The sequence below is a fragment of the Myxococcus sp. CA051A genome (assembly GCF_013336705.1).
GTDB lineage: Bacteria > Myxococcota > Myxococcia > Myxococcales > Myxococcaceae > Myxococcus > Myxococcus llanfairpwllgwyngyllgogerychwyrndrobwllllantysiliogogogochensis.
Genome location: NZ_JABUMS010000010.1, coordinates 76,905 through 103,821, shown reverse-complemented (window position 1 = coordinate 103,821; position 26,917 = coordinate 76,905). Strand labels below are relative to the sequence as shown.

At 69.3% G+C, this 26,917-nt stretch carries 22 protein-coding genes; 14 read left to right on the top strand and 8 right to left on the bottom strand.

The features are described from left to right. Nucleotides 1–2: 2 nt before the first annotated feature. A complete protein-coding gene (locus HUA74_RS27450) occupies nt 3–764 on the bottom strand; it encodes an ABC transporter permease (RefSeq protein WP_141648493.1) in 762 nt (253 codons plus the stop codon). A gap of 87 nt (nt 765–851) precedes the next feature. Further along, nucleotides 852–1,793: an ABC transporter ATP-binding protein gene (locus tag HUA74_RS27445; RefSeq protein WP_141649503.1), complete on the bottom strand. Its 942-nt coding sequence runs from the start codon at nt 1,791–1,793 to the stop codon at nt 852–854. 253 nt (nt 1,794–2,046) lie between these two features. Here HUA74_RS27445 and HUA74_RS27440 point away from each other — a divergent pair, with 253 nt between their 5' ends. After that, the gene (locus HUA74_RS27440; RefSeq protein WP_174456926.1) at nt 2,047–5,094 is read left to right on the top strand and encodes a carboxypeptidase-like regulatory domain-containing protein; all 3,048 of its coding nucleotides are present in this window, start codon (nt 2,047–2,049) and stop codon (nt 5,092–5,094) included. A 73-nt stretch (nt 5,095–5,167) separates the two neighbouring features. Here HUA74_RS27440 and HUA74_RS27435 read toward each other — a convergent pair whose 3' ends face one another. Beyond that, the gene (locus HUA74_RS27435) at nt 5,168–5,599 is read right to left on the bottom strand and encodes a SprB repeat-containing protein (RefSeq protein ID WP_174456925.1); all 432 of its coding nucleotides are present in this window, start codon (nt 5,597–5,599) and stop codon (nt 5,168–5,170) included. Nucleotides 5,600–5,845: 246 nt separating this feature from the next. On the opposite strand from HUA74_RS27435, the gene ettA reads away from it, so the two are divergent. From ettA to HUA74_RS27420, 3 genes are all read left to right on the top strand, one after another. Further along, nucleotides 5,846–7,525, top strand: coding sequence for an energy-dependent translational throttle protein EttA (gene ettA, locus HUA74_RS27430; RefSeq protein ID WP_141648596.1), 1,680 nt, complete (start codon nt 5,846–5,848; stop codon nt 7,523–7,525). 94 nt (nt 7,526–7,619) lie between these two features. Continuing rightward, entirely contained in the window at nt 7,620–8,120 is a 501-nt protein-coding gene (locus tag HUA74_RS27425) for a hypothetical protein (RefSeq protein WP_217443582.1), read from the top strand. 433 nt (nt 8,121–8,553) lie between these two features. Beyond that, a complete protein-coding gene (locus HUA74_RS27420) occupies nt 8,554–10,194 on the top strand; it encodes a LysM peptidoglycan-binding domain-containing protein (protein ID WP_174456923.1) in 1,641 nt (546 codons plus the stop codon). Nucleotides 10,195–10,486: 292 nt separating this feature from the next. Here HUA74_RS27420 and HUA74_RS27415 read toward each other — a convergent pair whose 3' ends face one another. Continuing rightward, nucleotides 10,487–11,281, bottom strand: coding sequence for a PH domain-containing protein (locus HUA74_RS27415; protein ID WP_174456922.1), 795 nt, complete (start codon nt 11,279–11,281; stop codon nt 10,487–10,489). Beyond that, nucleotides 11,274–11,873, bottom strand: a complete 600-nt coding sequence (locus HUA74_RS27410) for a PH domain-containing protein (RefSeq protein WP_174456921.1) — start codon at nt 11,871–11,873, stop codon at nt 11,274–11,276. The genes HUA74_RS27415 and HUA74_RS27410 overlap by 8 nt, the downstream gene beginning before the upstream one ends. Before the next feature lie 357 nt (nt 11,874–12,230). On the opposite strand from HUA74_RS27410, the gene HUA74_RS27405 reads away from it, so the two are divergent. The 3 genes from HUA74_RS27405 (at nt 12,231) to HUA74_RS27395 (ending at nt 15,302) form a co-directional block, all read left to right on the top strand. Continuing rightward, entirely contained in the window at nt 12,231–12,938 is a 708-nt protein-coding gene (locus tag HUA74_RS27405) for a hypothetical protein (protein WP_246137801.1), read from the top strand. After that, complete coding sequence (locus HUA74_RS27400; RefSeq protein ID WP_174456920.1) at nt 12,931–13,983, top strand: GNAT family N-acetyltransferase; 1,053 nt, start codon at nt 12,931–12,933, stop codon at nt 13,981–13,983. The genes HUA74_RS27405 and HUA74_RS27400 overlap by 8 nt, the downstream gene beginning before the upstream one ends. A 155-nt stretch (nt 13,984–14,138) precedes the next feature. After that, nucleotides 14,139–15,302 carry an acetyl-CoA carboxylase biotin carboxylase subunit family protein gene (locus HUA74_RS27395; RefSeq protein WP_141643072.1) on the top strand — a complete coding sequence of 388 codons (1,164 nt, stop codon included), beginning with the start codon at nt 14,139–14,141 and terminating at the stop codon, nt 15,300–15,302. A gap of 10 nt (nt 15,303–15,312) precedes the next feature. On the opposite strand, the gene HUA74_RS27390 is transcribed toward HUA74_RS27395, so the two are convergent. Both HUA74_RS27390 and HUA74_RS27385 read right to left on the bottom strand, forming a co-directional pair. Continuing rightward, the gene (locus HUA74_RS27390; RefSeq protein WP_174456919.1) at nt 15,313–15,885 is read right to left on the bottom strand and encodes a TIGR02265 family protein; all 573 of its coding nucleotides are present in this window, start codon (nt 15,883–15,885) and stop codon (nt 15,313–15,315) included. Between the two features lie 10 nt (nt 15,886–15,895). Then, nucleotides 15,896–16,669 (bottom strand): alpha/beta hydrolase, encoded by a 774-nt coding sequence (locus tag HUA74_RS27385; protein WP_174457110.1) that lies wholly within the window; start codon nt 16,667–16,669, stop codon nt 15,896–15,898. 218 nt (nt 16,670–16,887) lie between these two features. Here HUA74_RS27385 and HUA74_RS27380 point away from each other — a divergent pair, with 218 nt between their 5' ends. From HUA74_RS27380 to HUA74_RS27355, 6 genes are all read left to right on the top strand, one after another. Continuing rightward, nucleotides 16,888–17,079 carry a hypothetical protein gene (locus tag HUA74_RS27380; RefSeq protein ID WP_141643074.1) on the top strand — a complete coding sequence of 64 codons (192 nt, stop codon included), beginning with the start codon at nt 16,888–16,890 and terminating at the stop codon, nt 17,077–17,079. A 106-nt stretch (nt 17,080–17,185) separates the two neighbouring features. After that, nucleotides 17,186–19,291, top strand: coding sequence for a hypothetical protein (locus HUA74_RS27375; RefSeq protein WP_371817314.1), 2,106 nt, complete (start codon nt 17,186–17,188; stop codon nt 19,289–19,291). 75 nt (nt 19,292–19,366) lie between these two features. Next, nucleotides 19,367–21,223 (top strand): lamin tail domain-containing protein, encoded by a 1,857-nt coding sequence (locus HUA74_RS27370; protein ID WP_254625278.1) that lies wholly within the window; start codon nt 19,367–19,369, stop codon nt 21,221–21,223. Next, nucleotides 21,211–21,696: a thermonuclease family protein gene (locus tag HUA74_RS27365; protein WP_174456917.1), complete on the top strand. Its 486-nt coding sequence runs from the start codon at nt 21,211–21,213 to the stop codon at nt 21,694–21,696. Before HUA74_RS27370 ends, HUA74_RS27365 begins: the two co-directional genes overlap by 13 nt. A gap of 284 nt (nt 21,697–21,980) precedes the next feature. Further along, on the top strand, nt 21,981–24,248 hold the full coding sequence (locus HUA74_RS27360; protein WP_174456916.1) for a PAS domain-containing protein: 2,268 nt from the start codon (nt 21,981–21,983) through the stop codon (nt 24,246–24,248). A gap of 125 nt (nt 24,249–24,373) precedes the next feature. Next, nucleotides 24,374–25,231, top strand: coding sequence for a hypothetical protein (locus HUA74_RS27355; RefSeq protein ID WP_141643078.1), 858 nt, complete (start codon nt 24,374–24,376; stop codon nt 25,229–25,231). On the opposite strand, the gene HUA74_RS27350 is transcribed toward HUA74_RS27355, so the two are convergent. Further along, nucleotides 25,228–26,208, bottom strand: a complete 981-nt coding sequence (locus HUA74_RS27350; protein ID WP_174456915.1) for a TerC/Alx family metal homeostasis membrane protein — start codon at nt 26,206–26,208, stop codon at nt 25,228–25,230. The genes HUA74_RS27355 and HUA74_RS27350 overlap by 4 nt on opposite strands. 270 nt (nt 26,209–26,478) lie before the next feature. Here HUA74_RS27350 and HUA74_RS27345 point away from each other — a divergent pair, with 270 nt between their 5' ends. Next, a complete protein-coding gene (locus tag HUA74_RS27345; protein WP_141643080.1) occupies nt 26,479–26,886 on the top strand; it encodes a low molecular weight phosphatase family protein in 408 nt (135 codons plus the stop codon). Nucleotides 26,887–26,917: the final 31 nt, after the last annotated feature.

Here is a 26,917-nt window from a genome sequence, read left to right as displayed (position 1 = left end):
ACTCACGCCTTCATCCTGTAACCCGAGCGGAGCACGAAGTACACGACGACGGTGGCCACCACGGCGACGCCGGCGAGGATGCCGCCGCCGAACAGGGGCGAGTACATGCTGCGGCCGAGCATCCCGTAGCGCAGCCCCTCCACCATGTAGACCATGGGGTTGAAGAGGCTGATGGTGTTCCAGGGCGCGGGCAGCTCGCGCACGGAATAGAAGACGCCGCCGAGGAACGTGAGCGGCAGCATGACGAAGGTGGGGAAGAAGTTGATCTGCTCGAACTTCTCCGCCCACACGGCGGCGAGCATGCCCAGCACGCTGAAGACGTAGGAGGCGATGAGCAGGAAGTACACGGCCACCCACGCGTGCTCCAGGCTGAAGCCGGTGAAGGCGCCCGCCACGGCCCACGTCAGGCCGCCGACGACGAGGCCGCGCACCATGGCGCCGCCGATGAAGCCCGCCATCAGCTCCCCGGGCCCCAGGGGCGCCACCAGCAGGTCCACCACCGTGCCCTGAATCTTGGTGATGAACAGGGACGAGGAGCTGTTGAGGAATGCGTTGTTGGCGATGCCCAGGAAGACGAGGCCCGGCACGATGAAGTGCAGGTAGGGCGAGCCCTCCACCTCGTGGACGCGGCCGGAGATGCTGTAGCCGAAGACGATGAAGTACAGCGTGGTGCTGATGAGCGGTGAGAGGACGGTCTGCCCCGGCACTCGCATGAAGCGCCGGACCTCCTTCACGAACAGCGTCTGCATCCCGAGGACGTTCATGGTGGTGTCTTTGCGTGGCGCACGCCGCCTTCGCGCGCCCGTGACGGGCCTCGCGGTGGGGCGGGGGCGCGGAAGAAGGGAAGGGGGTCAGGCGGCCTGGGGCGAGGGACGTCCCCGGAGGACTTCCAGCAGCACGTCCTCCAGGCGGGAGCGACGCGTCTCCACGTCGGCGATGGGCAGCCCTTCCGCGTACAGCACGCGCAGCAGGTCTCCGGCGGGGGCCACGCCCTCGCGCTCCACGTAGGTGAGCGAGCGGCCGTCCTCGGACAGGCGCGGCGTGAAGCGGCGCGTGGCCTCCGACAGCGTCGTCTGCGGCTCCTGGAAGGTGACGACCACGCGCTTCTCGCCGAAGCGGCGCAAGAGCGTGGCCTTGTTCTCCACCATCAGCAGGCGGCCCTCGTTGATGATGCCCACCCGGTCCGCCAGCTCCTCGGCCTCTTCCAGGTAGTGGGTGGTGAGAAGGATGGTGGTGCCCTCCGAGGCGAGCTTGCGCACGTACGTCCAGAGGTCGCGGCGCAGCTCCACGTCCACGCCCGCGGTGGGCTCGTCCAGGAAGACGAGCTTGGGCTTGTGCACCAGCGCCTTGGCGATGAGCAGCCGGCGCTTCATGCCGCCGGAGAGCGCGCGCGTGAGCGAGTCCTTCTTGGTGTGCAGGTTGAGGGCGGTGAGCACCTCGTCCACCCGGGCCTCGTCCTGGCGCTGCCCGTAGAAGCCCAGTTGGATGCGCAAGGACTCCGCGACGGTGAAGAACGGGTCGAAGTTGATCTCCTGTGGCACCAGGCCCAACTGGTAGCGGGGGCCCACCGGGTCCTGGTCCAAATCCTTCCCGAAGACGCGGATGGTGCCGGCCGTCTTGCGGACCAGGCCGCACACACTGCCAATCATCGTCGTCTTGCCCGCGCCGTTGGGCCCCAGCAACGCGAAGATTTCTCCGGGCTGGATGGTGAGGTCCATCTGCTGCAACGCGGTGAAGTCACCGTAGCGCTTGGTGAGCCCCGTGAGCTCGAGGGCGGGAGTGGGCGTCGACATGGCGCGCTTCTCCTAACACCTCGGACCTTCGCCGTCAGAACTCCCTGCCCCGCCGTGAGACGCGTCCGCCGCGGGTCGCGCCGGGTCACACTCCGCGTGGCGGCTCGCGTCATGAAATAGTGGCTTTCCACAATGTTCTTGTTTTGACACGGTTGAGCCTCCACGCCGGCCCGGAGGTGGGGAGGCGCGGGAGTCCCCCGAGGGACGCGGCGCCCGAAACCGGGAGTCTTCCAACGGAAGCTGGGGGTACCTCATGCCAGGTCTGCAACGCGCGAGTGCGCGGGCGTTCTTCACTTTGAGTGCGATGGTGGTCGCGGTGGCGTGCAGTCGGGAGCCGGCCGCGCCTGTTCGCGCGGACACGACACGCGGTGTGGCGCAGGCGGCGCAGAACGATGGAGCGGAGGTGCACAACCACGTCTACACGCAGGCCTTCGGGTCGGGCTGGGCGGGGCGGGTGTACCTGCCCAACGTGGAGCTGTGGGTGCGCAATGTCGCGACCAGCGTGGACAGCGTGCACGTGTTCTCGGACGTGCATGGCTTCTTCGGGGTGCCGCGTCAGCCGGCGGGAACGTACCGGCTGTGCTGGAGCGCGCCGGGCTTCGTGAGCGGATGCCAGACGACGAACTTCAGCCTGGCGGACGAGACGTTCGTCATGCCCATCCACCTGCCGCTGGTGCCGGTGCGGCCGCTGGTGTGGGGACGGGCGCTCCTGCGCGATGGCTCGGTGCCCCTGTCGCGCAACAACTTCCTGGGCGTGAATGTCGCGGCGCGGGTGCGGCTGGTGAATCCGGCCACCAACGCCACGGTGTCCTCGGAGGTGCAGGTCAACGCCCTGGGCCAGTACGCGGTGGGTGATGCGCCGGCGGGAAGCTGGAACGTGGTGGCGCGGGTGGAGGCGGAGCTTGCGGCGGCGTCGGTGCAGGTGGGCAGCGTCGTGGTGCGGCGGGACCTGACGTTCCGCAACGCGCGGCCGGTGCTGCGCGCGCCGGTGGCGTGGCGGGGCACGCAGGCGCTGCGCAACGCGCAGCCGGGTGAAACGCTGCGACTGACGGCGCTGGCGAGCGATTCGGATGGTGACGCGCTCACGTGGCGCTGGGTGGCGTCCGCGGGCTCGGGCGCGGTGTCGGCGCAGCCCAACGCGGACGTGCTGTGGACACTGCCCTCGGCGCAGGGGCGCTTCAGCGTCTGGGCGGTGGCCTCCGACGGACGTGGTGGCGTGGCGACGAGCGAGGTGCGCGTGAGCACGCAGGGGCCGGTGGCGTACTTCGGTGGGCAGGTGCTCAACGCGCTGAACCAGCCGGTGGCCGGTGCGCGGGTGACGGTGGGAAACAAGGAGGCCATCACCAACGCTCGGGGCGGCTTCCAGCTCATGGTGGAGGAGTCGGCGCGGTACGTGCTCAACGTGCGCGCCACCGGCTTCCAGCTCCTGTCTCGCGTGCTGCTGGACCAGGCGCCGGACGGGCAGTACCGGCTGGTGCCCGCGCAGCGCTTCACGCTGATTCCGCAAGAGGAGATGACGCTGGAGGCGAGCGTGTCGGGCGACCAGCGCCCCGTGGTGCTCAGGCTCCAGGCCAACTCGCTGGTGGATGCGGAAGGCAATCCGGCGAACCAGCCGCTCACGGCGTGGCTCGCGCCGGTGGACCTGAGGGACCCGGAGGGCCGCATGCCCGGAGACCTGTCGGCGGTGACCCAAGAGGGCAACGTGGTGACGCTGACGAGCTTCGGCGCGCTGGACGTCAACATCTTCGATGACGAGGGCCGTCGCTTCAACCTGCGCAAGGAGACGCCCGCGCAGGTGTTCTTCCCCGTGGACCCGAGGCAGGCGGAGCTGCCCGCGGGCCTGCCCGAGTCCATGCCGCTGTGGTTCTACGACGAGAGCAAGGGCGTATGGGGCGAGGAGGGCACGCTGTTCCTGCAGGGGGACTCGTACGTGGGCGCGGTGCCGCACTTCTCCGTGTTCAACGCGGACATCGTCTCCACGGGCGCGGACTGCATGCGCGTGCACATCGACACCGGGCGGCTGCCGGTGCCGCTGACGGTGCGCCTCACCATCCCCAACGGGACCATCACCCCCACCGTGTACACCACCACCCTGGATGCGGCGCTCAACGCCGTCACCCGACTGCCGGCCAGCACCGTCATCAAAATCGAGGTGCTCGACTCCAACGGGCTGGTCATCAGCACCGCGACGGTGAACCCGACCACGGGGCCGGGCAACGCGGGCACCAACGACTTGACGGTGCCCTATCCGTACTCCGTCTGCACGTCGGACGTGACGCTGACCTTGGGCGTGCCCACCGGCACGGACTTCCTCAACAACTACGGCGATGGCTCCGCGGTGACGGCGGCGGCCTACTACGCGGCCATCGACCCGGGCAGCGCGAAGCTGACGCTGGCCACGTGGAAGACGCTCAACGGCTTCGGCGCGGACGACGCCACGGCCTACTACTTCAACAACGGGGACCTGGGCTTCGGGCGCAGCATGCACATGAAGCGCGCGGGAGCGAACCGGGCCTTCTATGTGACGAACCACGCCAGCGTGGACTTCGCCACCGCCAACGTGGCGCCCATCGCCACGGTGGCCATGGAGTACAGCCCTCATCCGACGCTGCCGGGCGCGCAGTACACGAAGTTCTACGTCTTCGACGCCGTGGGCAACCGCGTGGACCGCGCGGACCTGGACGGCAACGGCGACAAGTACGTGCCCCATCTGTGCAACGTCTGCCATGGCGGAGACCCGTTCTCCGCGGACCCGCGCGGGGACCTCAACGCCCGCTTCATCCCGTTCGACTTGGAGAGCTATCGCTACTCCACCATCGAATCGCCGCCCGTCAGCGGCATCTTCCCGTTCTCCCGCGCGAGCCAGGAGGCGCAGTTCCGGGAGCTGAACAAGGCGGTGCTGGAGACCAACGTGACGACGACCATCCAGGAGCTGGTGCAGGGCTGGTACGGCGGGGCCACGCTGCCCTCCGCGACGCAGAACTCCACCTACGTGCAGCCCAACTGGGCGCTGGCTGGCAAGACGAACGAGTACCTCCAGGTGCAGGGGCCGTCATGCCGCGCCTGCCACAGCACGCGTGAGAACCAGTTGAGCTGGCGGTACTGGAGCCTGGCGGGCACGAACAACGACTTCCAGGAGCGGGGCAGCATCTACTTCGCGGTGTGCTCGCCGTTCCGGCGCATGCCCCACGCCAAGCGCACGTACCAGAACTTCTGGCTGAGCACGACGCCGCACCAGCCCAACGTCCTGGGCAACGCGGGCATCTCCGGGTGGACGCCCGCCGACCCGTGCCCGTTCTGAGTCTCGGGTGAGGTGAAGCGGACCGACACCGCCTCCGGGGGTTACACCTCGGGGGCGGTGCGCGGTGTGCGCGTCAGGGCACGACGACGAAGCAGAAGAAGGACCGGGTGGCGGAGGCCGTGGCGCCCAGCGAGTCGGTGACGGTGAACTCCACCCGGGCCGTGACGTCCGGGTCGCAGAGCCCGCTGACCCGCGAGCTCGTCGCGTTGGTGGTCCACGAGGTGACGAGGCTGTGCGTGACGCCCGTCCACGAATAGCTGTACGGGGGCGTGCCGCCGCTGGCGTTTCCGAGACACCGGAACGACGGGAAGGCGGTGGGGCTGGTGGCGCCCTGCGGGGTGCACAACGAGATGCTCGAGGCCAGCGGCGCCAGGGCCTGCTCACCCTGGGCAATGGCCGTCTCCTCCACCTCGTCGGGCCCCTCTTCCAGCGCGCCTCCACAGGCCACCGACAGCATGGCCGCGGCCAGGACCAGGGGGAGATGGACGCTCGGCGAAACCTTCATGACTGCCTCCAGGGCAACGGGATGAAGGCGGGAGGCTAAGTGTGTAATTCAAACAATTCAATGAAGACTGGATATTGATGGAATCGTTCAGTGCGGACCGAAGGCGCGGTTGACGAGGGCCCGGGTGCTTCGCGGCGGACGTCCGGTGCAGAGAGGGTGGGTGACCGCGGGACTCTCTCGCCTTGAGTGCGCTGTTCCACCCTGGTATCCGCGAGCCCCCACCCGCTCCAGAGCAGGAAGCCCCAGATGGCCCAGAATTTCATCTTCACGATGCAGGACCTGCGCAAGGTCAAGAATGGCAAGGAGATCCTCAAGGGCATCTACCTGTCGTTCTTCCCGGGCGCGAAGATTGGCGTCATCGGCCCGAACGGCTCCGGCAAGTCGACGCTGCTGCGCATCATGGCCGGCGTGGACACGGAGTTCTTCGGCGTGGCGAAGCCGGACCCGACCGCCAAGGTCGGCTATCTGGCGCAGGAGCCGCAGCTCGACACCTCGCTGGACGTGAAGGGCAACGTGGAGCTGGGGCTGAAGGAGATTCGCGCCTCGCTGGACCGCTTCAACGAGGTGAGCGCGAAGTTCGCCGAGCCCATGAGCGACGCGGAGATGGAGAAGCTGCTCGCCGAGCAGGGTCGGCTCCAGGACGCCATCGACGCGGCGAACGGGTGGGAGCTGGACCGCACGATTGAGATGGCCATGGACGCGCTGCGCCTGCCCCCGGGCGACGCGGACGTGACGAAGCTGTCCGGCGGTGAGAAGCGCCGCGTGGCGCTGTGCCGAATCCTGCTGGAGAAGCCGGACCTGCTCCTCCTCGACGAGCCCACCAACCACCTGGACGCGGAGAGCGTCGCGTGGCTGGAGGTCGCGCTCAAGGAGTACAAGGGCACCATCGTCTGCATCACCCACGACCGGTACTTCCTGGACAACGCGGCCGAGTGGATTCTGGAGCTGGACCGCGGCGAGGGCGTGCCCTGGAAGGGCAACTACTCCAGCTGGCTGGAGCAGAAGCAGAAGCGGTTGGAGCTGGAGGAGAAGTCGGAGAGCCAGCGGCAGAAGACGCTCAAGCGCGAGCTGGAGTGGGTGCGCCAGTCGCCCAAGGCCCGTCAGGCCAAGAGCAAGGCGCGCATCTCCGCGTACGAGGAGATGCTCAACCAGACGCAGGACAAGCGCGAGGCCACCGGCGAGGTCATCATCCCTCCCGGCCCCCGGCTCGGAGGCCTGGTGGTGGAGGCCAAGGGGCTGCGCAAGGCGTACGGTGACCGGCTGCTCATCGACGATTTGAACTTCAAGCTGCCGCCGGGCGGAATCGTGGGCGTCATCGGCCCCAACGGCGCGGGCAAGACGACGCTGTTCCGGATGATGACGGGCACGGAGAAGCCGGACGCGGGCGAGCTGAAGATTGGCGAGACGGTGGTGATGGCCTACGTGGACCAGAGCCGCGACGCGCTCAACGGCGACAACAGCGTGTTCCAGGAGGTCAGCGGCGGACTGGACCACCTGGACCTGGGCCGCGCGGGGCAGGTGCCCAGCCGCGCGTACCTGGCGGGCTTCGCCTTCAAGGGGCAGGACCAGCAGAAGCGCGTGAAGGATTTGTCCGGCGGCGAGCGCAACCGCGTGCACCTGGCGAAGATGCTCAAGAGCGGCGGCAACCTGCTCCTGCTCGACGAGCCCACCAACGATTTGGACGTGGAGACGCTGCGCAGCCTCGAGGACTCGCTCTTGAGCTTCGCCGGATGCGCGGTGGTCATCAGCCACGACCGCTGGTTCCTGGACCGCATCGCCACGCACATCCTCGCCTTCGAGGGCGACAGCAAGGCGTTCTTCTTCGAGGGCAACTTCCAGGACTACGAGGCGGACAAGAAGAAGCGCCTGGGCCCCGACGCCCTGGAGCCGCACCGCATCCGCTACCGCCCCATTTCAAAGAACTAGTCAGACGGGAATCTCTCCGCTCTCTCCCAGAGGGAGCGGAGGACCGGTTTTTCGGGGGTTGATGAAGGTTCACTGGCGGTTCTACCGTTGGGGAATGAACCTTCGACTCGGATGGATGTGGAGTGGAGTGATTGCCGTGGTGCTGGGCCTGGCGGCCTGCAACGCGGGGGACGTGAGCGGCGAGGAGAATGGCTCGCTGGAGACGTCCGAGGCCGCGCTCTGCAGTGTGGAGCAGACGTGTCCGAGCGGGACGCCGGTGACATGCTCCTCTCCGACGACAGGCTGTACTTCGGGCCCTGACAACGGTGGCTGGGTGGAGTGCGACGGCGTGCGCACCTACTGTCCGCCGGCGTGTACCTGCGGCACGACGCGCTACACGGCGACCCGGTCCGGTGAAGGGGCCACCTGCGGCGCCGCGGCCACCCAGGCGCGCAGCCTGCTGACCTCCACCGTGGCCGCGAGGTGCCCGGCGGGTGGCTGCGCCATCTCTGACTCCCTGGGCACCTGCGTCCCGCTGGGTCCCAACCGCACGGATGGTTTCCGCATGAGCATCACCCGCACGTACTCCTGCAAGGAGCCCGCGAACTGCCAGTAGCCGGAAGCCCCGCGGATTCCCACGTCCGAAGCCGCGCTGACGTGAGTACCGCAGTACGGAATCTTTTCAATCACAGTGCCCTGCTGGCTCCGGCCGGCGGGGCATTGTTGTCTTCAGGACAGACACCCTCGTGGTCAGCCCAGACTCCCGGCCCGCAATTGATTGCATCAGTTTGATCAAAAAATAGTCGTGAGGTTGAACGCGATTTGTGACGGATTGGTCACGGGCTCTCCGGGTCTACTGGATTAACGCGTTGCATTAACAGGCGGACAGCCCGTGCGGGGTTGTAGCGCTCCCTCTGGGGCAGGGCGAAGTTCGGTGGGTTCGCAACTTTTCGCGGATGATCTTGAAAATCCGGGAGGTGTCTGTGGATGCCCTCCCGGGTGGCAGCAATTGGGGAGGGGCGCCTCGGACCTCATAGGGAGCCATCCACATGACTGTCAGGAACAACGTCAGCAACAGGGACAACAGCAACAGCTACCGCATCCGGGAGCGCGACACGCTCAGCAAGATCGCCGCCCGGAACGGCACCACCGTGGATGCGCTGGCCCAGCTCAACAACATCGCCGACCCGAACCGGATTCGGGCGGGGACGACCATCCAGCTTCCCTCGGCCCGCGACGGGTTCGAGGGCACGACGGCCAACCCCACGCAGACCAACGTGGGCGCGCGGCAGAATCCCGGCGACACCTTTGACGCGGGCACCACCGCGGCGGCGGGCCTGACGTCCCCCAACGCGTCGGGGACGAACAACGGCTACCGCAACATCCAGGACCTGGGCGCCTTCACCCGCGGCGGCTCCAACTCCGAGGCGGCCATCGTCGTCGGCACCTCCGAGGGCAACCGCCGTCCGGACGGCTCCTTCACGGCCAGCTACGGCGGCCACACGGACCCGGGCAACGCGGCGCACAACCGTGGCTCGTTCTCCTACCAGGGCACGGGCGCCAACACCCCGCAGCAGGCCGACCAGATCTGGAACCGCGAGCTGACCAACGCCACGCCGCGCTACGAGGCCGCCGCCCGCGCCGCGGGTCTGGACCCGAACAACGCGCTGCTGGCGTCCACGTACTTCGATTTGCACACCCAGTCGCCTCGCGCCGCGCAGAACTTCATCAACCGTGAGATGCCCCGGCTGGCGCAGGACCCGCGCGGCGTCACCCGCGACTCGCTCATCGATGCGCGCGTGAACGCGTACCGCAACGACCAGGGCGTCCTGCGCGCCGCTGGCTTCAACCACAGCGAGTCCCGCCTGCGCGCCGACCAGACGCGCCGCGAGACGGCGCTCGTCACGGCGCTGGATGCGCGTGGCTATCGCTCCGGTACGACGCAGGCCGACGGCGTTCCTCAGGGCCAGGTCCCGGTGCCCACGCCGCGCCCCGTCTCGGAGAACCCCACGGTCGCCCCGACGCCGCGCCCGGCCTCCGAGCGCCCCACGGCCGCGCCCACGCCGCGCCCGGCCTCCGAGCGCCCCGCCACCACGACCAACGGCGCGACGCCGACGAACCTCAACGACACCGAGCGCGTCGCGGCGACGACGGACCGCGCGGCCGTGCAGACGCGCACCCCGTGGATCAGCCAGTACGACGCCAGCCAGGTGGAGCGCGCTGGTGACAAGGCGTGCTTCCGCGCGGCGACGGCGATGGCTCGGCAGAGCGGCGCCAACGTGACGGACGTCACCCGCCGCATCCAGGTCGCGACGGGCGAGGGCCCCAACGGCATCACCGTGGACCGCCAGGCGGCGGAGCGCGGCCGGAACTACATCGACCAGCAGCTGGCCGCGGGCAAGCCGGTCGTCGTGGGCGTCAACCACAAGTCGACCGCCAACGTGGGCAACGCCGACGGCATCACCGACCACTTCGTCGTCATCACCGGTCGTGGCGTGGACCAGCAGGGCCGCACCTACTACACGTTCAACGACCCGGCGACGCGCAACCAGAGCCGTGGCGCGGACACCAACCCGAACAACCGCTTCTACGTCGACGAGAACACCGGCGGCCTCACCCGCCCGGGGCCCCGCACGGGCTACGTCGTCGGCCGCCAGTTCGACGTGTCGATGATTCGCCCCAACGCGTAGTCGTCGCCTGACGCGCGGAAGGACAGAAGCCCGGCGGCCCAGGTGGCCGACCGGGCTTCTTCATGTCCACGAACTGGAGCGGAGTGGCTCGTCGGCACCGCTCACGAGTTCCGAGGAGTCGAGCGAGGCGAGAGGGCGGTCCCGCCAGCACACTGGCCAAGGTTGCTGCTCACGAGGCGCGAGGCGTCGCGCGCGCCGCTGGCTCCGTTGGGCAGGGGTAACGCACACGAGGCCCGAGGAGTCGTGCGCGGCGAGAAGGCGGCCCCGCCGGCGCAATGGCCAATCGAGCCGCTCACGAGGCCCGAGGAGTCGCGCGCGCCGCCGGTCGCTCCGCCAGCGTGCCTCGCAGCGCGCGGACCTCGGCAAGCACCTCGTGCGCCGCCTCCAGTGTCGACGGAGCCGGCGCGACTGTGGGCTCCGGACTCGTGGCCAGCTCCGAGGGCTCGCCCAGGCCGGTGTCCCGGTGTTGCCGCACGCACTCCATGATGGTGTCGCGAATCGCCTCGGGGTTGCTCACGCCCCGGAAGCGGGCCTCGTGCAGGTGCTCCTGCATGTCCGTGTCCGACTCGCGGGAGCGCGAGCCGCTGCCTCCGCCCGCCGTCTCCACCTTCACGTCGGCGATGCCCAGCACCCGCTGGACGGGGTTCTGCTGGATGGAGATCTGCTGGATGTTGGCGAAGGTCATCGTCTTCTCCCGCAGCGACATGACGCCCTCGCGGACGCGCAGGCTCCGGTCCGTCAGCGCATACCAGCGCAGCTCGTAGTCGAGCCGGACCACGAAGAAGCTCAAGGGCAGCACCAGCACCAGGAAGCCCAGCCACGCGACGACCTCCACCGCGTAGATGAGCGTCGTCACGAGCGTCGTGGCGGGAAGGCCGCGAAGCATGGGCGTGAGCATCTGGTTCAGGAAGGCCCATGCCACCACCGCGCCCACGACGGCCACCACATGCTTGAACCCCAGCAGCACCCGTCGATAGAGCAGGTACTGCGGCGCCGCGCGGAACACGCGCACCGTGCCCTCGGGAAGCTGGGGCTCGGGGTCCACCTTCAAGAACCGCAGGAGCCATGCATGGGGCACGTCACTCATCCGCCTGCTCCTTCGCGGTGCGCGCGCCCAGTTCCTGACGGAGCGCGCGGACCTCGGCGGCGACCTCGCGCAGCGCGGCCGTCAGCGCCTCCGACTCACCTGTCGCCAGCGCGGAAGACTTCGCCACGGCGGAGCCCCGGTCCCGGGTGCCGCGCATCTTCGAGTAGAGCAGGTCGCGCATCGCCTCGAAGTCCTGGATGCCCTCGATGGTGATTTCCGCCTGGGCGCTGCCGCTCGCCGTCTGAATCTGGATGCGCGCGAGTCCCAGCCACCGCTCCACGACATGGCTGGACAGGTGGATGTCCTGGATGCGCGCATAGGTGAGGGACACCTCGCGTCGGAAGAGGATGCCCCACCGCATGGTGATGCCCTCCTCGTCCAGCTCGTAGCGCAGCGTGCGGAACTTGAAGTAGCGCAAGAGCGCGAGGATGGGGAACCCAGGTCCCGCCAGCAGCGAGCCGAGCAGGTAGTTGGTGAGCAGGCTCGAGTGTGGCTGCAGCACCGTGGGCAGCTTCCACGGCGAGGCGGGCCGCGCGGGCACGAGCGCGGGCTGGGGTCCGGGCGGGGATGTCACGGGACCGCCGAGAGTCATGAAGGGCTCACCTGGGTGCTCCTCCGGAAATCGCTGTCTGTTCTCAACGTGTGGGCGCGACACCCATTTCATACGCTGGTCCACCTGTGCCGTCATGTCCCCCGGGATGAGGCTGCGTCCACCAGGCCACCGCGCCCGAGACTCGCGTGCGGCGCCTTGCGAGGCGTGGGCTCGTCGGCTCATGGACAGCGGTCCTTGAGAAGTCGAGAGGCCGCTTCGGCGGTGCCCCACTCCGAGACGTGTTGCCTGTGGGGCACGTCACGGTTGCGGGCCAGGGCTGATTCATCAAAAACAGACCCGCGAGGATTCCGGCCCGCGGGTCTTTGCTCCGCATCCGCGCACCCTACCGTGGCGCGCATGAACCTGATGCGCTGGCTGAGTCTCGAGGAGATGTTGTCGGGGATTGAAACACCGGAGGGCTGCTCCGCGGAGCAGCTCGCGCGGGAGGACCTCCCTCGACTGACGGCCCTGCTGGAGAGCTGGTATCCGGACATCCGGGTCGGCACGGAGAGTCGTCACCTGGAGCCCTCGTTCTACGAGCGGGAGTTCTTCCTGCGAGGCGAGTCTCCGGACCGCTCGCTGTACGGCATCCTCGTGCGTGACCGCGCGAGCGGGGACATCATCGGCCTGCTGACGATGGAGCGGAACGTGCGCGGGCTGCAGCTTTCCGCGGCGCTGGGTGTCTTGGAGCCCTCGCGGCGCGGGCTGGGCATCGGCTTCCTGGGCACCGCGGCGCTGGAAATCGTGGGCCGCAACATCGGCGCGGAGGTGGTGCTCTACTACTCCACGCTGAAGACGGCGCGCGCGCAGCGCAACGCGGAGAACCAGGGCTTCAAGCTGGTGGGCCTGGTGCCCGCCTTCGACGTGGATGCCATCGCCCCGGGCAAGGTGAAGCGCGTCTACGAGGCGCTCTATTCGAAGGTCCTCGTGGAGTCGGAGCGCATCCATCTTCCCGAGTGGGAGGCGCTGACGCCCTCCACCCGCGCGCTCTACACGCACCTGTTCGGTCCGCATCCGGCGCAGACCGCCAGCGTCCCCGCTCCGTCGGAGCGCCTGCATGGTTGAGGTGCGGACCTACGAAGGGGACGCGGTGGATGCGTCCCAGTTCGTCAACCGCGTCTGGGGCAAATACTACGGAGCGCAGGGGCCGCTGACGGACTTCCAGCCTCGGATGCTGGACTGGTTTCTCTTCGGCAACAGGCTCGCGACGCGAGAGTACCGTCTGGCCGCGTACTCGGGCGGGAAGCTGGCGGGAGTCCTGTTCGCGGAGCCCATCCGGCTCCGGCTGGGGACTCGTACCGTGGAAGGCACGTACGGGAGTTGGCTCAGTGTGGACCCCGCGTTCCGAGGAACGGGCGTGGGGCAGAAGCTGACGGAGACAATGTCCTCGCGTCAGCGCGAGCGCGGGGCCTTGCTGATGCTGGGCTGTATGGAGGACGGCAGTGTGGCGGAGCGCTTCTGGAGGAAGACTCCTGGCCTGCGAGCCTTCGACACGCTGGGTCTGTGGCTTCGCGTGTTCGACGCGGCGGCGGTGGCGCGCTGGTCCAAGACGGCGGCCGAGCGCGCTCTCTTCACGCTCGCGCGGCCATGGCTGCGCGGGAGCGCTCCGTCCGTGGACACAGTGGAGGGCATCCGGCCCTATCGTCCGGAGGACCTGCCCGCGTGCATGGCGCTGGTGGAACGGATGATGGAGTCGGTGAGCCTGGGATACGCCTACACGCCCGAGCGGCTCGCGCATCAGCTCCAGTACCGGGACGTCCCACGCACCCTCGTCCTGGAACGCGACGGCGCTGTGCGAGGATTGGTCAACTTCTACACGCTCCAGATGAATGCCCGGGGCCCGCTGACCATCGCCCTGGTGGACCTGCTCGCCTTCCACGAGTCGGTGCCCCGCGCGGAGCAGAAGCGCCTCTTGCGTGTGGCCATGCAGGACATGGTGGAGCAGGGGGCGAGCTGCGCGGTGATGCTCCGGGGGCCGTGTGTGTCCAGTCGGCTGATGCTCGGGACGGGGTGGCTGCCCTGGGCGGGGGGCACCCGGGTGATTTGCGCGCTGCCATCTCCAGAGGTGGAGTGGCCCACCGCCCCGCGAGTCTTCACACACCTGCGCTGAAGGACTCCGAGCGGGCGGCCCGCTCAGGGTCCGAGTCCCGGGGCGCGGGCGGGCACGCCCCCCTCGGGGCGACAGGTGGGCGACGACAAGGAAGTGGGCGCGGGCGCGCATCGCGCTATGGTCCATGGGTACCGGGACTGTCGCCCCGAGGAGCCATGAACTTCGTCTTCATCTCTCCGCACTTCCCGTCCCACTTCTTCCACTTCGTCACCGCGCTGCGCGAGCGGGGCGTCACGGTGCTGGGCATCGGCGACGCGGCCTATGAGTCCCTGCGCCCCGAGCTGCGCGACTCCCTGCGCGAGTACTACTTCGTCTCCAGCCTGCACGACGAGGACTCCCTCACGCGCGCGGCCGGCTACCTCACGTGGCGCCATGGCCGGCTGGAGCGCATCGATTCGCTCAACGAGTCCTGGCTAGAGGTCGAAGCCCGCCTGCGCGAGGACTTCCATGTCCCGGGCCTCCAGCCGGCGGACATCCACCGCATGCGCTCGAAGTCGGGCATGGCGCAGGTCTTCCATCAGGCGGGCGTGCCCCACCCGGACCTCATCCGCGTGCGCGACGCCGCGCAGGTGAAGGAGTTCGCCAGCCGCGTGGGCTACCCGCTGGTGCTCAAGCCCGACGTGGGCGTGGGCGCGGCCAACACCTTCAAGGTCTCCAGCGACGCGGACGTGGACGCCGCCCTGGCGCACCCGCTGCCCACCACGTACGTGGGGCAGCCCTTCGTGCGCGGCACCATCGTCACGTACGACGGCATCGTCGACCGGCACGGCGTCATCGTCTTCACCCTCAGCCACGAGTACAGCGACGGAGGCATGGAGACGGTGGTGGAGCGGCGGGACATCTCCTTCTGGAGCCACCTGGAGATTCCCCCCGCGCTGGACGTGCTCGGCCGGCAGGTGGTGGCCGCCTTCGGTCTGCGCGAGCGCTGGTTCCACCTGGAGTTCTTCCGGCTGCCGGATGGCCGCTTCGTCGTGCTGGAGGCCAACCTGCGGCCTCCCGGTGGCTTCATCCCCGACATGATGAACTACACGTGCGACATCGACGTGTACCGGCTCTGGGCGCGGGTGATGACGGGGGACCCGGTGGCGGACTTCCGCTACACCCCGCGCTACCACGTGTGTCACAGCGCGCGCCGTCACGGCCGTCGCTACAAACACACGCATGAAGAGGTGGTGAAGCGGCTCGGGTCCGCGTTCATCCTCCACCGCGAGCTGCCGCCCATCTACCACAGCCTGTTGGGCGAGGAGATGTACCTCACGCGCCACACGGACCTGGACGCGATGCGGGACGCGGTGCGCTTCATCCAGGCCACGGCCTAGCGCCGCCGCGTCAGCGCTCCGTCCACGTGAGCAGGTAGGTGGTGTGGCTTTCCTCCACGGACAGCGTCGTCACCTTCGGGGACTCGCCGCCGCCCACGCGAATCATGTGCTCGAACAGCGACTCCGAGTAGCCGGGACAGTCGAGCACGGAGTTCATCCGCATCTCGTACGTGGTGGGGCCTTTCTCCACGAGCTCCACCTCCGTGTAGTTGTCCGTGCCGCGCAGGGTCTGCGGCATCCGCTGCACCAGCCGTTTCGGGCCCAACAGCCGCATGACGCCGTACACGGCGCGCCCGATGAGGGTGCGGCCGTAGCCATCCACGTGCGCGGCGGCCAGGTGGCGGAAGGACTCCTCCAGGGGCATGCCGGGCCAGGTCTCCTCGGCGATGACGCGCAGGCACTGCGCCCACATGAGCACGGGGTAGGCCGGCAGCAGGGGCCGGTCCACGTCGACGCCCACCTGGCGCAGTCGCGTCTTGAGGCGGGGGGAGATGCGGCCCTGGAGGCCGTGTTGGATGAGGCCCTCGACGACTTGGACGTAGACCAGCCGGTGTTCGAGCGGGACGTGCTTGCCGGACTTCACGCCGTGCGCCTCACGTCAGCAGCCAGCGCATCGCGGTGGGCAGTCTGCGCTGCCAGTCCTTCTCGTGGTGTTCGCCCCCAGGCTCCAGCACGAGCGACACCTCATGGTCGGCGTAGCCCAGGCCCTTGAGGTGTTCGTAGAAGGCGCGCGTGGCCTCGCCGTAGTTGAGCGGGAGGCCGTCCGCGTCGATGAACTCCTGGGCGCCCGCGTCCAGGTAGATGCGCGTCCAGCGGCGGGGGTGGGCGCCCCACTCGGAGAAGAGGCGGCCGTCGCTCCACATGACGGTGGGGGACAGCGCGCCGATGCGGCCGAACACCTGCGGGTAGCGGCAGCCCAGGTACAGCGAGATGAGGCCGCCCAGGGAGGAGCCCATGGCTCCGGTCCACTCGGCGCCTTCGCGCGTGCGGTAGTTCAGGTCGACCAGCGGCTTGAGGTGCTCCACCAGGAAGCGGCCGTAGGCTTCGCCTCGCGCCTTCACCTTGCCGCTCGAGTCGTCCCAGGGCGAATACTCCTGCAGCCGCCCGGTGCCCGAGTCCACCGCGACGATGATCCACGGCTCCAGGTGGCCTTCGCCCACGCCCTGTTCGAGCGCGAGGTTGGCGCACCAGGTGTCGAAGAGGGCGGACTCCGGATGCGCGAAGACGTTCTGCCCGTCGTGCATGTAGAGCACGGGGAAGCGATGCCAGGGCATCGAGTCATAGGCATCCGGCGTGTAGATGCGCACGGTGCGGGAGAAGCCCTCCTGCGGGGAGGGGAAGTCTCGGACGATGTGGACGTGGCCCATGAATGCGAGGCGCAGCATACATGGATGTCCCCCCATTGCTCCGCCCCTGGCCGGCCGGTGGTCATGGACCCCACACCCCACGGGAGGCCGTGGGCTGCTCGCACCTGGAGCAAGGAGGCTGGCGCCGGGGCTGCACGGGACGTCGGGAAACATGAGGCCGTCGGTCCCCCCTGTCATACTGACAAGGCAGCGGGCCGCCCCCTCCGGAGTCCCCCTCGATGGAACTGAACCGACTGCACCTCTCCGCGTTGTTGATGTCGACCGAGGCCGACGTGCGTCGCGCGCGGGCCGCCTTGGATGGGAGTGAAGAGGCGCGCTTGCGTTATGCCGCCGCTCAGGCGCTCGCGGTGGCGGCGAAGTCCGTCACGGAGGAGCTGCTGCTGGCGGCGCCTCCCGATGTCCGGGTGTGACGCCGTTGCGTCTGGCCCGTGGACGGCCGGTCCGAGGCTCGGACGGCGTCGGGGCGAGGCGCTCCTGTAGGGAACGGTGGTCTCGGGCGTGCAGTGCCGGCGCCGCGTGCCTCGGTTCCTCGGGATGTTGTTCCATGGGTTGTTGGGTGGGTGGTTGCTCGGCGCGTCGCCGGTGCTCGCCGCGCCGTACGAGGTGGAGCCCGAAGTCGACGGTGAGCTGGAGCTGCTCGCGCTGCTGGAGGACGGGACGCTCTCCGCGGAGACGTGGGCCGCGCTGGTGGCGCTGCGGCGGGCGGGCGTGGAGCCCGAGCAGGCGACCCGGGCGGCGCTCTATTCACTGCCCGGGCTGACCTATGCGGAGGTCGATGAGCGATTGAGGGAGCGCGGGGCCTCGATGCCCGAAGTCCTCACGGACGAGGAGCGACGTCGACTCGCGCCCTTCCTGGTGAATCGAGTTCCAGGGGAACTGTCGGGGGACGCGAGGCTGCTGACAGCCTTCGCCCTGTCCGACTCGGTGCTTCCTCCGGTGGCCTTGCAGGTCCGGGCCGGTGGGCTCGCGGGACTTCGCGTGGGCGTGCTCGCGACGTGGGCACGTCGGAGGTTGGGGACACTTCGACGAGACGCGCGCACGCGGAGCCTCGTGGTGGACGCGCCCGGCTCGGCGGTGTTGCTGCCCAAGTTCCACGCGCAATGGACGGGCACGAGTGCTTCCGTGCTGGTGGGCACCTATCGGCTGGGGTTCGGACAGCGCCTCACGCTGGACACGACGGCGCTTCCTTCACCGGAGGGCTTCCTCGCGGACGATGGCGTGCGGCCTCCCGGCGCGCTAGAGCGGGAGTGTCTGTTGTCGAGCGCCGCGTGTGCCGAGGCCGAACGCGAGGCGGACGTCACCCCCGACTTCCGCTGGGACGAGGGCTTTCGTGGCGTGGCGGGCACCGTGCGCGGCGCGGTGGGTCGTGGCCTGGAGCTGTCGCTCACGGGCTTCGGCTCCTACCAGAGCCGTTCACTCCAGCGGTCCGCTGTGTTGGACCGGGCGACATGTGAGTCGTCGCGAATGGGCGCGTCGGGCTGCGAGGCGCCAGAGGTCCTCGTCCCCTTGTCGCGCGCTCGGCTGGAGCCGCTTCGGGCGCGCACGCTGCCTGGTGTCTTCAGCGAGTGGGCCGGTGGTGGCAACGCGACGCTCGCCCTGTCGCCGCGAGCGCAAGTGGGAGTGACGGGCTGGGCCGCGAGGCCCGTGTGGCCGGTGAAGGGCGCCACGCTCGACTTCCAACCGCACGCTCGCTACCCGATGGGTGGCGGCTTCGGCGCGGTGGGGCTCGATGCCTCGTGGGGGCTGGGAGCGGTGGACCTCTTCTTCGAGGGCTCGCGCAGCTTCGACTCCGCGCCGGCCGGTGGTGGGAGCTGGGCGGCCCTTCAGCGCACGGTGCTCTCCGGCACGGGTCAGGAACTGGAACTGGCACTGCGCTACTACGGACGTGGGTTCGCCAATCCCTACAGCGGTGCCACCTCGGGACCGGACCTGCTGGAAGGACAGCGGGTTCGCAACGAGCTGGGTGCACGGCTGCGCTATCTGTATCGCGATGCGGCGACGTGGCGGTTTCGCGGCCAGGTGGATGGTTGGACGCTGCCCGCCGATGGCGCGGTGAAGGGCACGGCGGGATTGACGCAGGTGAGAGCCTCCGCACGCGTGGACTGGCTGGCGTGGACGTGGCTGCGACCGTCCCTGCAATTGGAGGCGCGTGAGGCGGGGCTGGGGCAGGCCCTCGCATGCTCCGACACGGAAGACAGCGCGGAGTTGGAGGAGGTGCCCGCCTGTTCCCGAGGGAGCCGGTGGGGCGTCACCGCGCGAGTCCGTTCAGAGCTCTCGGAGTCCGTCAGCGTCGCGGCGCAGTCCGGTTACACACGGGTGGTCGAGCCGGGGACCTCGAAGGCCCGAAACGATGGCCGCGCCCTCGTCGAGCTGAAGCTGCGTCCCGTGGAGGACTTGCGACTGGGGGCCCGAATCCAGTGGAAGGACGAGGACCTCTCCGAGCGCACCCGGCTTCGACAGGAGGTCCGCGCGACGGTGGACCTGGGGTGGACGCTCCTGTCCGCGACGACGGTGCGTGGCCGGTATGTCTGGGTGGTGGATTTGAAGGATGCGCGAGCGGCGAGGACGCCGCCGGACGCGCCGAGACACCTGTTCCAACTGGAAGTGGAGACGCGCTTCTGACGCGTGTCCTGGAGACGCAGTGAGCCGAGAAGGGAAGGCATCGATATGAGGGGTTGGGGATGGAGGCTGGGGTGGATGTGCTTGTTGGGCGTGGGCGCGTGTGGCGCGCCGTTGGAAGAAGGGACGGAGGCCGCCTGCTCGGGCGTGTTGCCCGGGGACCTCGTCATCACCGAGTACCTGAATGACCCCGAGGGGACCGATACGGGGCGGGAGTACGTGGAGCTCCTCAATTCCCTCAAGGTGCCCGTGAGCCTGGAGTCGATGACGCTGTACGCGGCTCGCTCGGACGGCTCGCAGGAGAAGGGGTTCTTCTTCGGGGGCCCGCTGGCGGTGGCGCCCGGTGACTACCTGGTGCTGGGAGATGTCCGCGAGGGACCCGTGCCCGCGCACGTGGACCAGTCCTATGGCGAAGAGCTGGGCGCGCTGGGTAACACGTCGGGGAGGCTGGGTGTTCGATGTGGCGAGCGGGTGATTGACGAGGTTTCGCTCTCGGCGCCGGCGAAGAGCGGCGTGGCCCGTGGCTATGACGGACGGCTCGTGCCGGACTCCGCTGGCAATGATGACCCGGCGCGCTGGTGTGACGGCTCGGGCTCGGACGTGGCAGGGGTGTCCCAGGGAAGCCCCGGCACCGCGAATCCCCCCTGTGCGCCAGCGGAAGGCGCATCCGAGGAGAACGGGAGCACGGAGACCTGCCTCTCCCTGGGCTCTCAGGTTCCTCGCGAGGTGAAGCGTCCTCGCGCGGGTGAGCTGGTCATCACGGAGCTGATGGTGAATCCACTCGGGGACGACACGGTGGGCGAGTGGGTGGAGGTCCTGGCCACGGCTCCCGTGGACCTCAATGGCTTGACGTTGGGCACCGACACCACGAGCACGAAGGTGCAGGGCGCGAACTGTCTGTCACTTCCCTCTGGAGGGTACGCGGTGCTGGCCCGACGCTCCGAGGCCGTACTCAACGGAGGACTGCCCGCGCCCGTGGCCACGTTCGGTGTGGACCTGCGCAACACGGGAGGTGTCGTGCAGGTGCGTGCCGGGGAGGTGCTCGTCGATGCCGTCGCATATGGCGCGGCGGAAGACGGTGTCGCGATTCAGGTGTCCGCGGGGATGACGAATGCGTCCAGCAATGACTCAGCGGACGTGTGGTGTCGTGCCTCGGAGGCGTATGGCTCGCGCGGCAACCTGGGCACCCCGGGGCGCGCGAACCGGGCCTGCGTGTCGGGCGGGGGCGGGGTGGATTCCGGTGCACCGGATGGTGGCGCTCCCGATGGAGGGCGCGACCCGAGTGGTGGCTTCGACGCGGGCTCCACGGATGGAGGAACCCGTGACGCGGGACAGGACGGGGGTCTCCGAGACGCCGGTGTTCCGGACGCGGGGAGCCCCGCGCGCACGTGTATCGACCGGGTGACGGGCACCCCGCGCCCGGTCCGGTTACCGGAGGTGGGCTCGCTCGTGCTCACGGAGTTCATGGCGGACCCGAGCGCGGTGGCGGACAGCGCGGGGGAGTGGGTGGAGGTCCTCGCGCTGCGCGAGGTGGACCTCAATGGCGTCACGCTGATGAATGAGGGAGGCATGAGTGTGGTGCTCGACGCGACGCTCTGTCTGTCGTTGAAGGCCGGGGCCCGAGGGGTGCTCGCGCGCGGCGCGGACACTGCGCTCAATGGTGGACTTCCCTCGGTGCTCGCCACGTTCTCCTTCAACCTGTCCAATGCCTCGGGCAGCCACTCGCTCCGCCTGTCACTGGGGAGCCGGGTGCTGGATGTCATCACCTGGACGAGCGCCGCGACGCCGGGGGTGTCGCTGCAGGTCAGCCCGGCGAACAGCGACCCTCAGCGCAATGACGCGCCGGGGAGCTTCTGTCTCGCGCCCTCGTCGGCGCGCTATGGCCTGGGAGACCGGGGAACGCCGGGCCTGGAGAACCGCGCATGCGTGCCCTGAGCGCCGCGCTCGCCCTGCTGGGGCTGCTCGTGGCCTGTGGGGGTGACGCGGGGACGAGGTGTGGACCCGACACGGGCCGGGTGGTGGAGGTCATCGACGGTGACACCGTCTTGCTCGAAGGCGGTGAGCGCATCCGCTACCTGCTCGCGGACACACCGGAGAGCACGGCGGGAAGACACGACTGCTTCGGGCAGGAGGCCCTGGCCTTCAACCGGAGCCTCGTCGAAGGACGGCGGGTGACGCTCGTCGACGCGGAGGCGTGTGAGGACCGCTTCGGCCGACGGCTCGCCTACGTCACCGTCGATGGACATGACGTGAGCGCGCTGCTGGTGGAGCGGGGCTTCGCGTGCGTGCTCCATGTCCCGCCCGCCGGCGACTCCCGACGGGTCGAGTTCGAGGCGCTGGAGTTCCAGGCGCGAAGGGCCCGCCGGGGCCTGTGGGGCGCCTGCTCGCCGGTGCCGTGCTCGCGATGAGTCACTGGGACACGGAGCGCCCACGTGCCCGCCTCCCGAGCGGGGGGTCACCCATGCGGCCCGAGAAGACAGGAGCCTGGAAGCTTCGGGCTCCCTATTCCAATCCTGACGGCCATGCCTACGCGCCAATCATCCAGGTCGAGCCACTCCAGCGAGTGGCCGACGAAGGGCGGGCCAGCGGAAGCGCGCACCCGGGGGGGCATGCGCTGTCCGACTGGAGCCTGCCCGGCCTGGCTTCACCCCCACCTGGACGACGCCTGGACCCAGACGGGCGGGGCGCTCGCATGAATCCCTGCCCCGCGCCCATCGGTCCGCTGTCGGACCTCCTGTCCTCCCGTCGGGAGGACATCGCGCGGAGGTGGGAGGAACGCGCGGGGGCGTCGCGCGGCGAGGGGCTGCTGCGGCTTCCGACCCAGACGACGGGCTCGCTGGAGTGGGTGGACTCGGTGGTGGACCTCCTGCGGCTCTTCGGTGTCTCGGCCGAGCACGAGGTCCAGCTCCCCACCGACGGACAGGGCGCCGAGCGCTACCGGGCGGGAGCGAACATCGCCGCGGTGGTGCGCGAGTACGGCCTGCTGCGCGACGTGCTCGTCGAGGTGCTGGAGGAGTCGGGGTGGCCGCCGGACTTCAAGGGCCTGCGCGCGCTCAACCGAGCCATCGACGCGAGCATCGCCGACGCGGTGACACGGCACGCCGCGGCACATGAGCAGACGCTGCGGCTCACGGAAGCGAAGCTGCATGACATCCTGGACCACGCACCGCCCGCCATCTATGCGAAGGACGCCACGGGCCGGTATCTCTTCGTCAACCGTGCCTTCGAGCGCGGGAGCGGCCTGATCAGCGAGAAGGTGGTGGGCCACACGGACGACGAGTTGTTCACTCCGGAGGCGGCGGCCGAGTTCTCCTCCAATGACCGGCGGGTCCTCGAGTCGGGTCAGCCCCTGGAGTCCGACGAGCACGTGCGGTTCAAGGACGGCTGGCACATCTACCAGTCGCTCAAGTTCCCCCTGCTCGGTGTCGGGGGGCAGGCGCATGCGGTGTGTGGCATCTCCACGGACGTCACCGAGGTCCGGCGCATCCAGCGCGAGCGGGACGAGGCCCGCGAGCGCCTGCGCCGGGTCATCACCGAGCTGCCCGTCGTGCTGTGGGCCACGGACCCGGTGGGCAACATCACCCTCTTCGAGGGCGCGGGCCTGCGCGCCATGGGCGTGCGGACGGAAGATGTCGTGGGCCGGAACACCTCCGAGGTGTACGCGAGCCGACCGGAGCTGCTGGACGCCGCGCGGCGCGCCCAGGAAGGGGAGACGTTCTCCCTGGAGCTGGAGGTGGGCGGTGCCTGGTTCATGGCCTTCATCTCCCCGGAGCTGGGGCCGGATGGACGGGTGATGAGCGTGTCGGGCGTGTCCCTGGACATCACCGAGCGCCGCCGCGCCGAGGAGGTGCTGCGCCAGTCGGAGACGCGCTACCGGCTGGCCACGCTGGCCACGCGTGACGTCATCTACGACTGGAACCTGTCCACCGGGCACATCCAGTGGAGCGAGCTGGCCAACCGGCAGTTCCGCCTGCCCCCGGAGATGCCGGGGTTGGACATCGAGGGGTGGACGCGGTCCATCCATCCGGAAGACCGGGAGCGCGTTGGCCGGGACATGCAGCGCATCATCGACATGGGCCTGGACCACTGGCGCGACGAGTACCGCTTCCGCCGGGGAGACGGCTCGTGGGCCATCATCGAGGACCGGGGGCAGGTGGTCCGCGACGCGGCGGGACGGGCCCTGCGCATGGTGGGCGCCATGCACGACGTCACCGAGCGGCGGGTCGCGGATGAGGAGGCCCGGCGTCGCGCGGAGTTCGAGCAGCTGCTCATCGGCATCGTCAGCCACGATTTGCGCAACCCCCTCTCCGCCATCACCATGGCGTCCACCACGCTGCTGCGACGCGAAAGCCTGGATGAGCGGCAGCGCAAGGTCATCGACCGCATCCTCTCCAGCGCCGAGCGCGCCACGCGCATGCTTCGCGACGTGCTGGACTTCACCCAGGCGCGGCTGGGCGGCGGCATCCCCATGCAGCCCCGGCCGCAGGACCTGCACGAGCTGACGCGGCAGGTGCTGGATGAGGTGCGGCTGGCCCACCCCGAGCGGGTCCTGGAGCTGGAGTCCCGCGGTGACGGCGCGGGAGCGTGGGACCCGGACCGGTTGGCGCAGGTCATCACCAACCTGGTGAACAACGCCCTCGCCTACAGCCCCAGCCACTGCCCGGTGCTGGTGCGCACGCATGGCACGCGCGACGCGCTGATGCTCAGCGTGCACAACATGGGGACGCCCATCCCCCCGGAGCTGCTGCCGCGCCTGTTCGAGCCCATGAAGCGCGCCGAGCGCCTGGAGTCCCAGGACGGACGCGGTGGCCTGGGGCTGGGCCTCTTCATCGTCAAGCACATCGTGGATGCGCACGGCGGCCGGCTGCGTGTGCGCTCCTCGCAGCAGGGCGGCACCCTCTTCATGGTGCGGCTGCCACGCGCGCCCACTCCCCAGACACCCATGAATCCAGGGCCTTGAGGGCCTGCCCTCCGGTTGTTGCCCGCGAGGTGTCCTGCAGCGACCGGGCAGGCATCGGCCACTTGCTCCGGGAGGCGCACCCGGCTAGCACGGGGGCCTCAGTATTACTTCCCTCGGAGGGGTGAATGAAGAAGGTCTTCATCGGGCTCGGTATCGGTTGTGGCGTCCTCATCCTTGGCGTCATCGCCGCCGTCGTCGTGGGTGGCGTGTGGGTCGCGAAGAAGGCGGGCGGCAGCATCGAGGCCGTCCAGAAGATGCAGGTGCAGCAAAAGGAGATGGCGGAGCTGAACAAGAGCCACCCCTTCGAGGCGCCCGCCGAGGGTGACGTGCTGCCGCTGCGGGAGGAGCGCCTGCTGACGTACCTCTCCGTGCGCGAGTCGGCGCTGCCCGTCTTCACGACCTACGAGGAGAAGTCCAAGGCGTTCCAGGAGGAGCACGACACCAAGAACGCGGACGCGAACCCGTCCTTCAACGCCGCGATGGAGGCCGCCAACCTGGCGATGGGGATGATGGCGGACGTGCGCACCGCGTACATCGCCAGCCTGAAGAAGAACGGGATGTCGCCCAACGAGTTCCAGACCATCACCAGCACCGTCTACGCGTCGATGGTGGCGGAGGGCTCGGAGGCCGTCCAGAAGATGAGCGCCAAGGCCGTGGAGGCCATGCAGAAGCAGCTCAAGATGGTGGACGGCAAGCTGGAGAACGCGAAGCTGTCCGCCGAGGAGCGCGCGGAGCTCGAGGAGTCCCGCACCGGGCTCCAGGAGCAGATTGAAGCCCTGTCGGACGCCGCGAACGGCACCGGCGCCGAGGGCCTGTCCGACGCGGCGAAGCAGGCCGCCGCCGCCAACATGGCGCTGCTCAAGAAGCACGAGGAGCGCGTCAAGGTCATGGCCAACGCGGCCTTCGACGGCTTCGTGCTCGGCGGTGCCACCGACGAGCTGAGCGGCGCGGGCGCCGGCGCCGACGGGGAACTCCAGGACTAGCGTCGCGCTGGGGTCTCCGGCTCCGGCCCCTCCCCTTCGGAGGAGGCCGGAGCGGGGTGCCCCAGGGTGTCGCGACGCCGGGCGCGGACGCTCGCGATGACGGAGGCGCCCACCAGCGTGGCGATGATGGCCACCGAGGGCAGCGGCGGGATGTGGAGCCAGGGTTCCACCACCATCTTCAGGCCCGCGAAGCCCAGCACTCCCGCAAGGCCGTAGTGCAGGTAGCGCAGCTGGCCCAGCGTGCCCGCCAGCACCAGGTACAGCGCCCGCAGCCCCAGAATCGCGAAGGCGTTGGAGCTGTAGAGGATGAAGGTGTCCTGCGTCACCGAGAAGGCGGCCGGCACCGAGTCCACCGCGAAGAGGATGTCCGTCAGCTCCAGGCCCAGGAGCGCCAGCAGGAGCGGCGTGGCCACGCGGTGGCCGTCCTCGCGCCGGACGATGAACTTCTTGTCATGGACCTGCTGCGTCACTGGCAGGTGCTTGGCCAGCCAGCGCACCGCCCGGTTGTCCTTCTGCTTCGCCGGGTCCTCGCGCGCCACGCGCAGCGCGGTGACGAGCAGGATGGCGCCGAAGACGTAGGACACCCAGCTCCAGCGCGCCAGCGCGGCGGCCCCCACGAAGATGAAGAGGGCGCGGAAGACGAGCGCCCCGAAGATGCCGAAGAAGAGCACCTGGTGCTGCGCGCGCAGGGGGACCGACAGGCTCTGGAAGATGACGAGGAAGACGAAGGCGTTGTCCAGGCTGAGGCTCTTCTCGATGAGCCAGGCCGCCACGTACTCCTGGGCCGCGTGCCCCCCGAGCACCGCCCACACCAGCCCGCCGAAGCTCAAGCCCGCCGCAATCCATACCCCGCTCCAAATCCAGGCGGCCCGGCGTGACTCTCCGTGATGCCCCCGGTGCGACAACAGGTCCACCGCGAGCAGCGTCAGCACCGCCGCCCAGAAGACCCCCCAGAGCCATGTGGGAATCGCATGCATGTTCGTCGTCTGAACCTATGCATCCTCCCTGCGGGCGGAGGAGGTTCCCGCACGCGCCGCGTCAGGAATGGGGTGGGCCAGACACCCCTGGGCAAGGGGGATGTGGGCTGACGAACCCATACGGGCAGGCAGGGGGCTTTTCGCTCTCTTTGCGAGCATCCCTTCACGGGATGTGTCAGTTTCCGCGCGGGGCAGCCCGTGAGGGGAGGCCCAAGACGGTCGCGTGGGGGAGGGGCGCGACGAGCCATGGAATCTGGAGGAGTCGTACCGATGAACAAGGTCATCTTCGCCTGCGTGCGCAACGCTGGCCGCTCGCAAATGGCGGCGGCGTTCTTCAACGTGCTGGCGGACCCGGAGAAGGCGCGGGCCATCTCCGCGGGGACACAGCCTGGCGAGCGCGTGCATCCGGAGGTCCTGGAGGCGATGCGTGACGCGGGTCTGGATTTGAAGGACGCGCGGCCCCAGCAGCTCACGGAGGAGCTGGCCCGGGACGCCCACTGGCTCATCACCCTGGGCTGTGGCGAGGCGTGTCCGCATGTGAAGGGGCTCCAGCGCGAGGACTGGCCGCTGGACGACCCGCAGGGCAAGTCGGAGGTGCTGGTGCACCGCATTCGCGACGAGGTGGCCGCGCGCGTCGCGGGCCTGCTGGAGCGCGAGGGCTGGATGCGCGCCGGCTGAGCCGCCGGCCGGCCAGTGGGGCCGGGGAGCC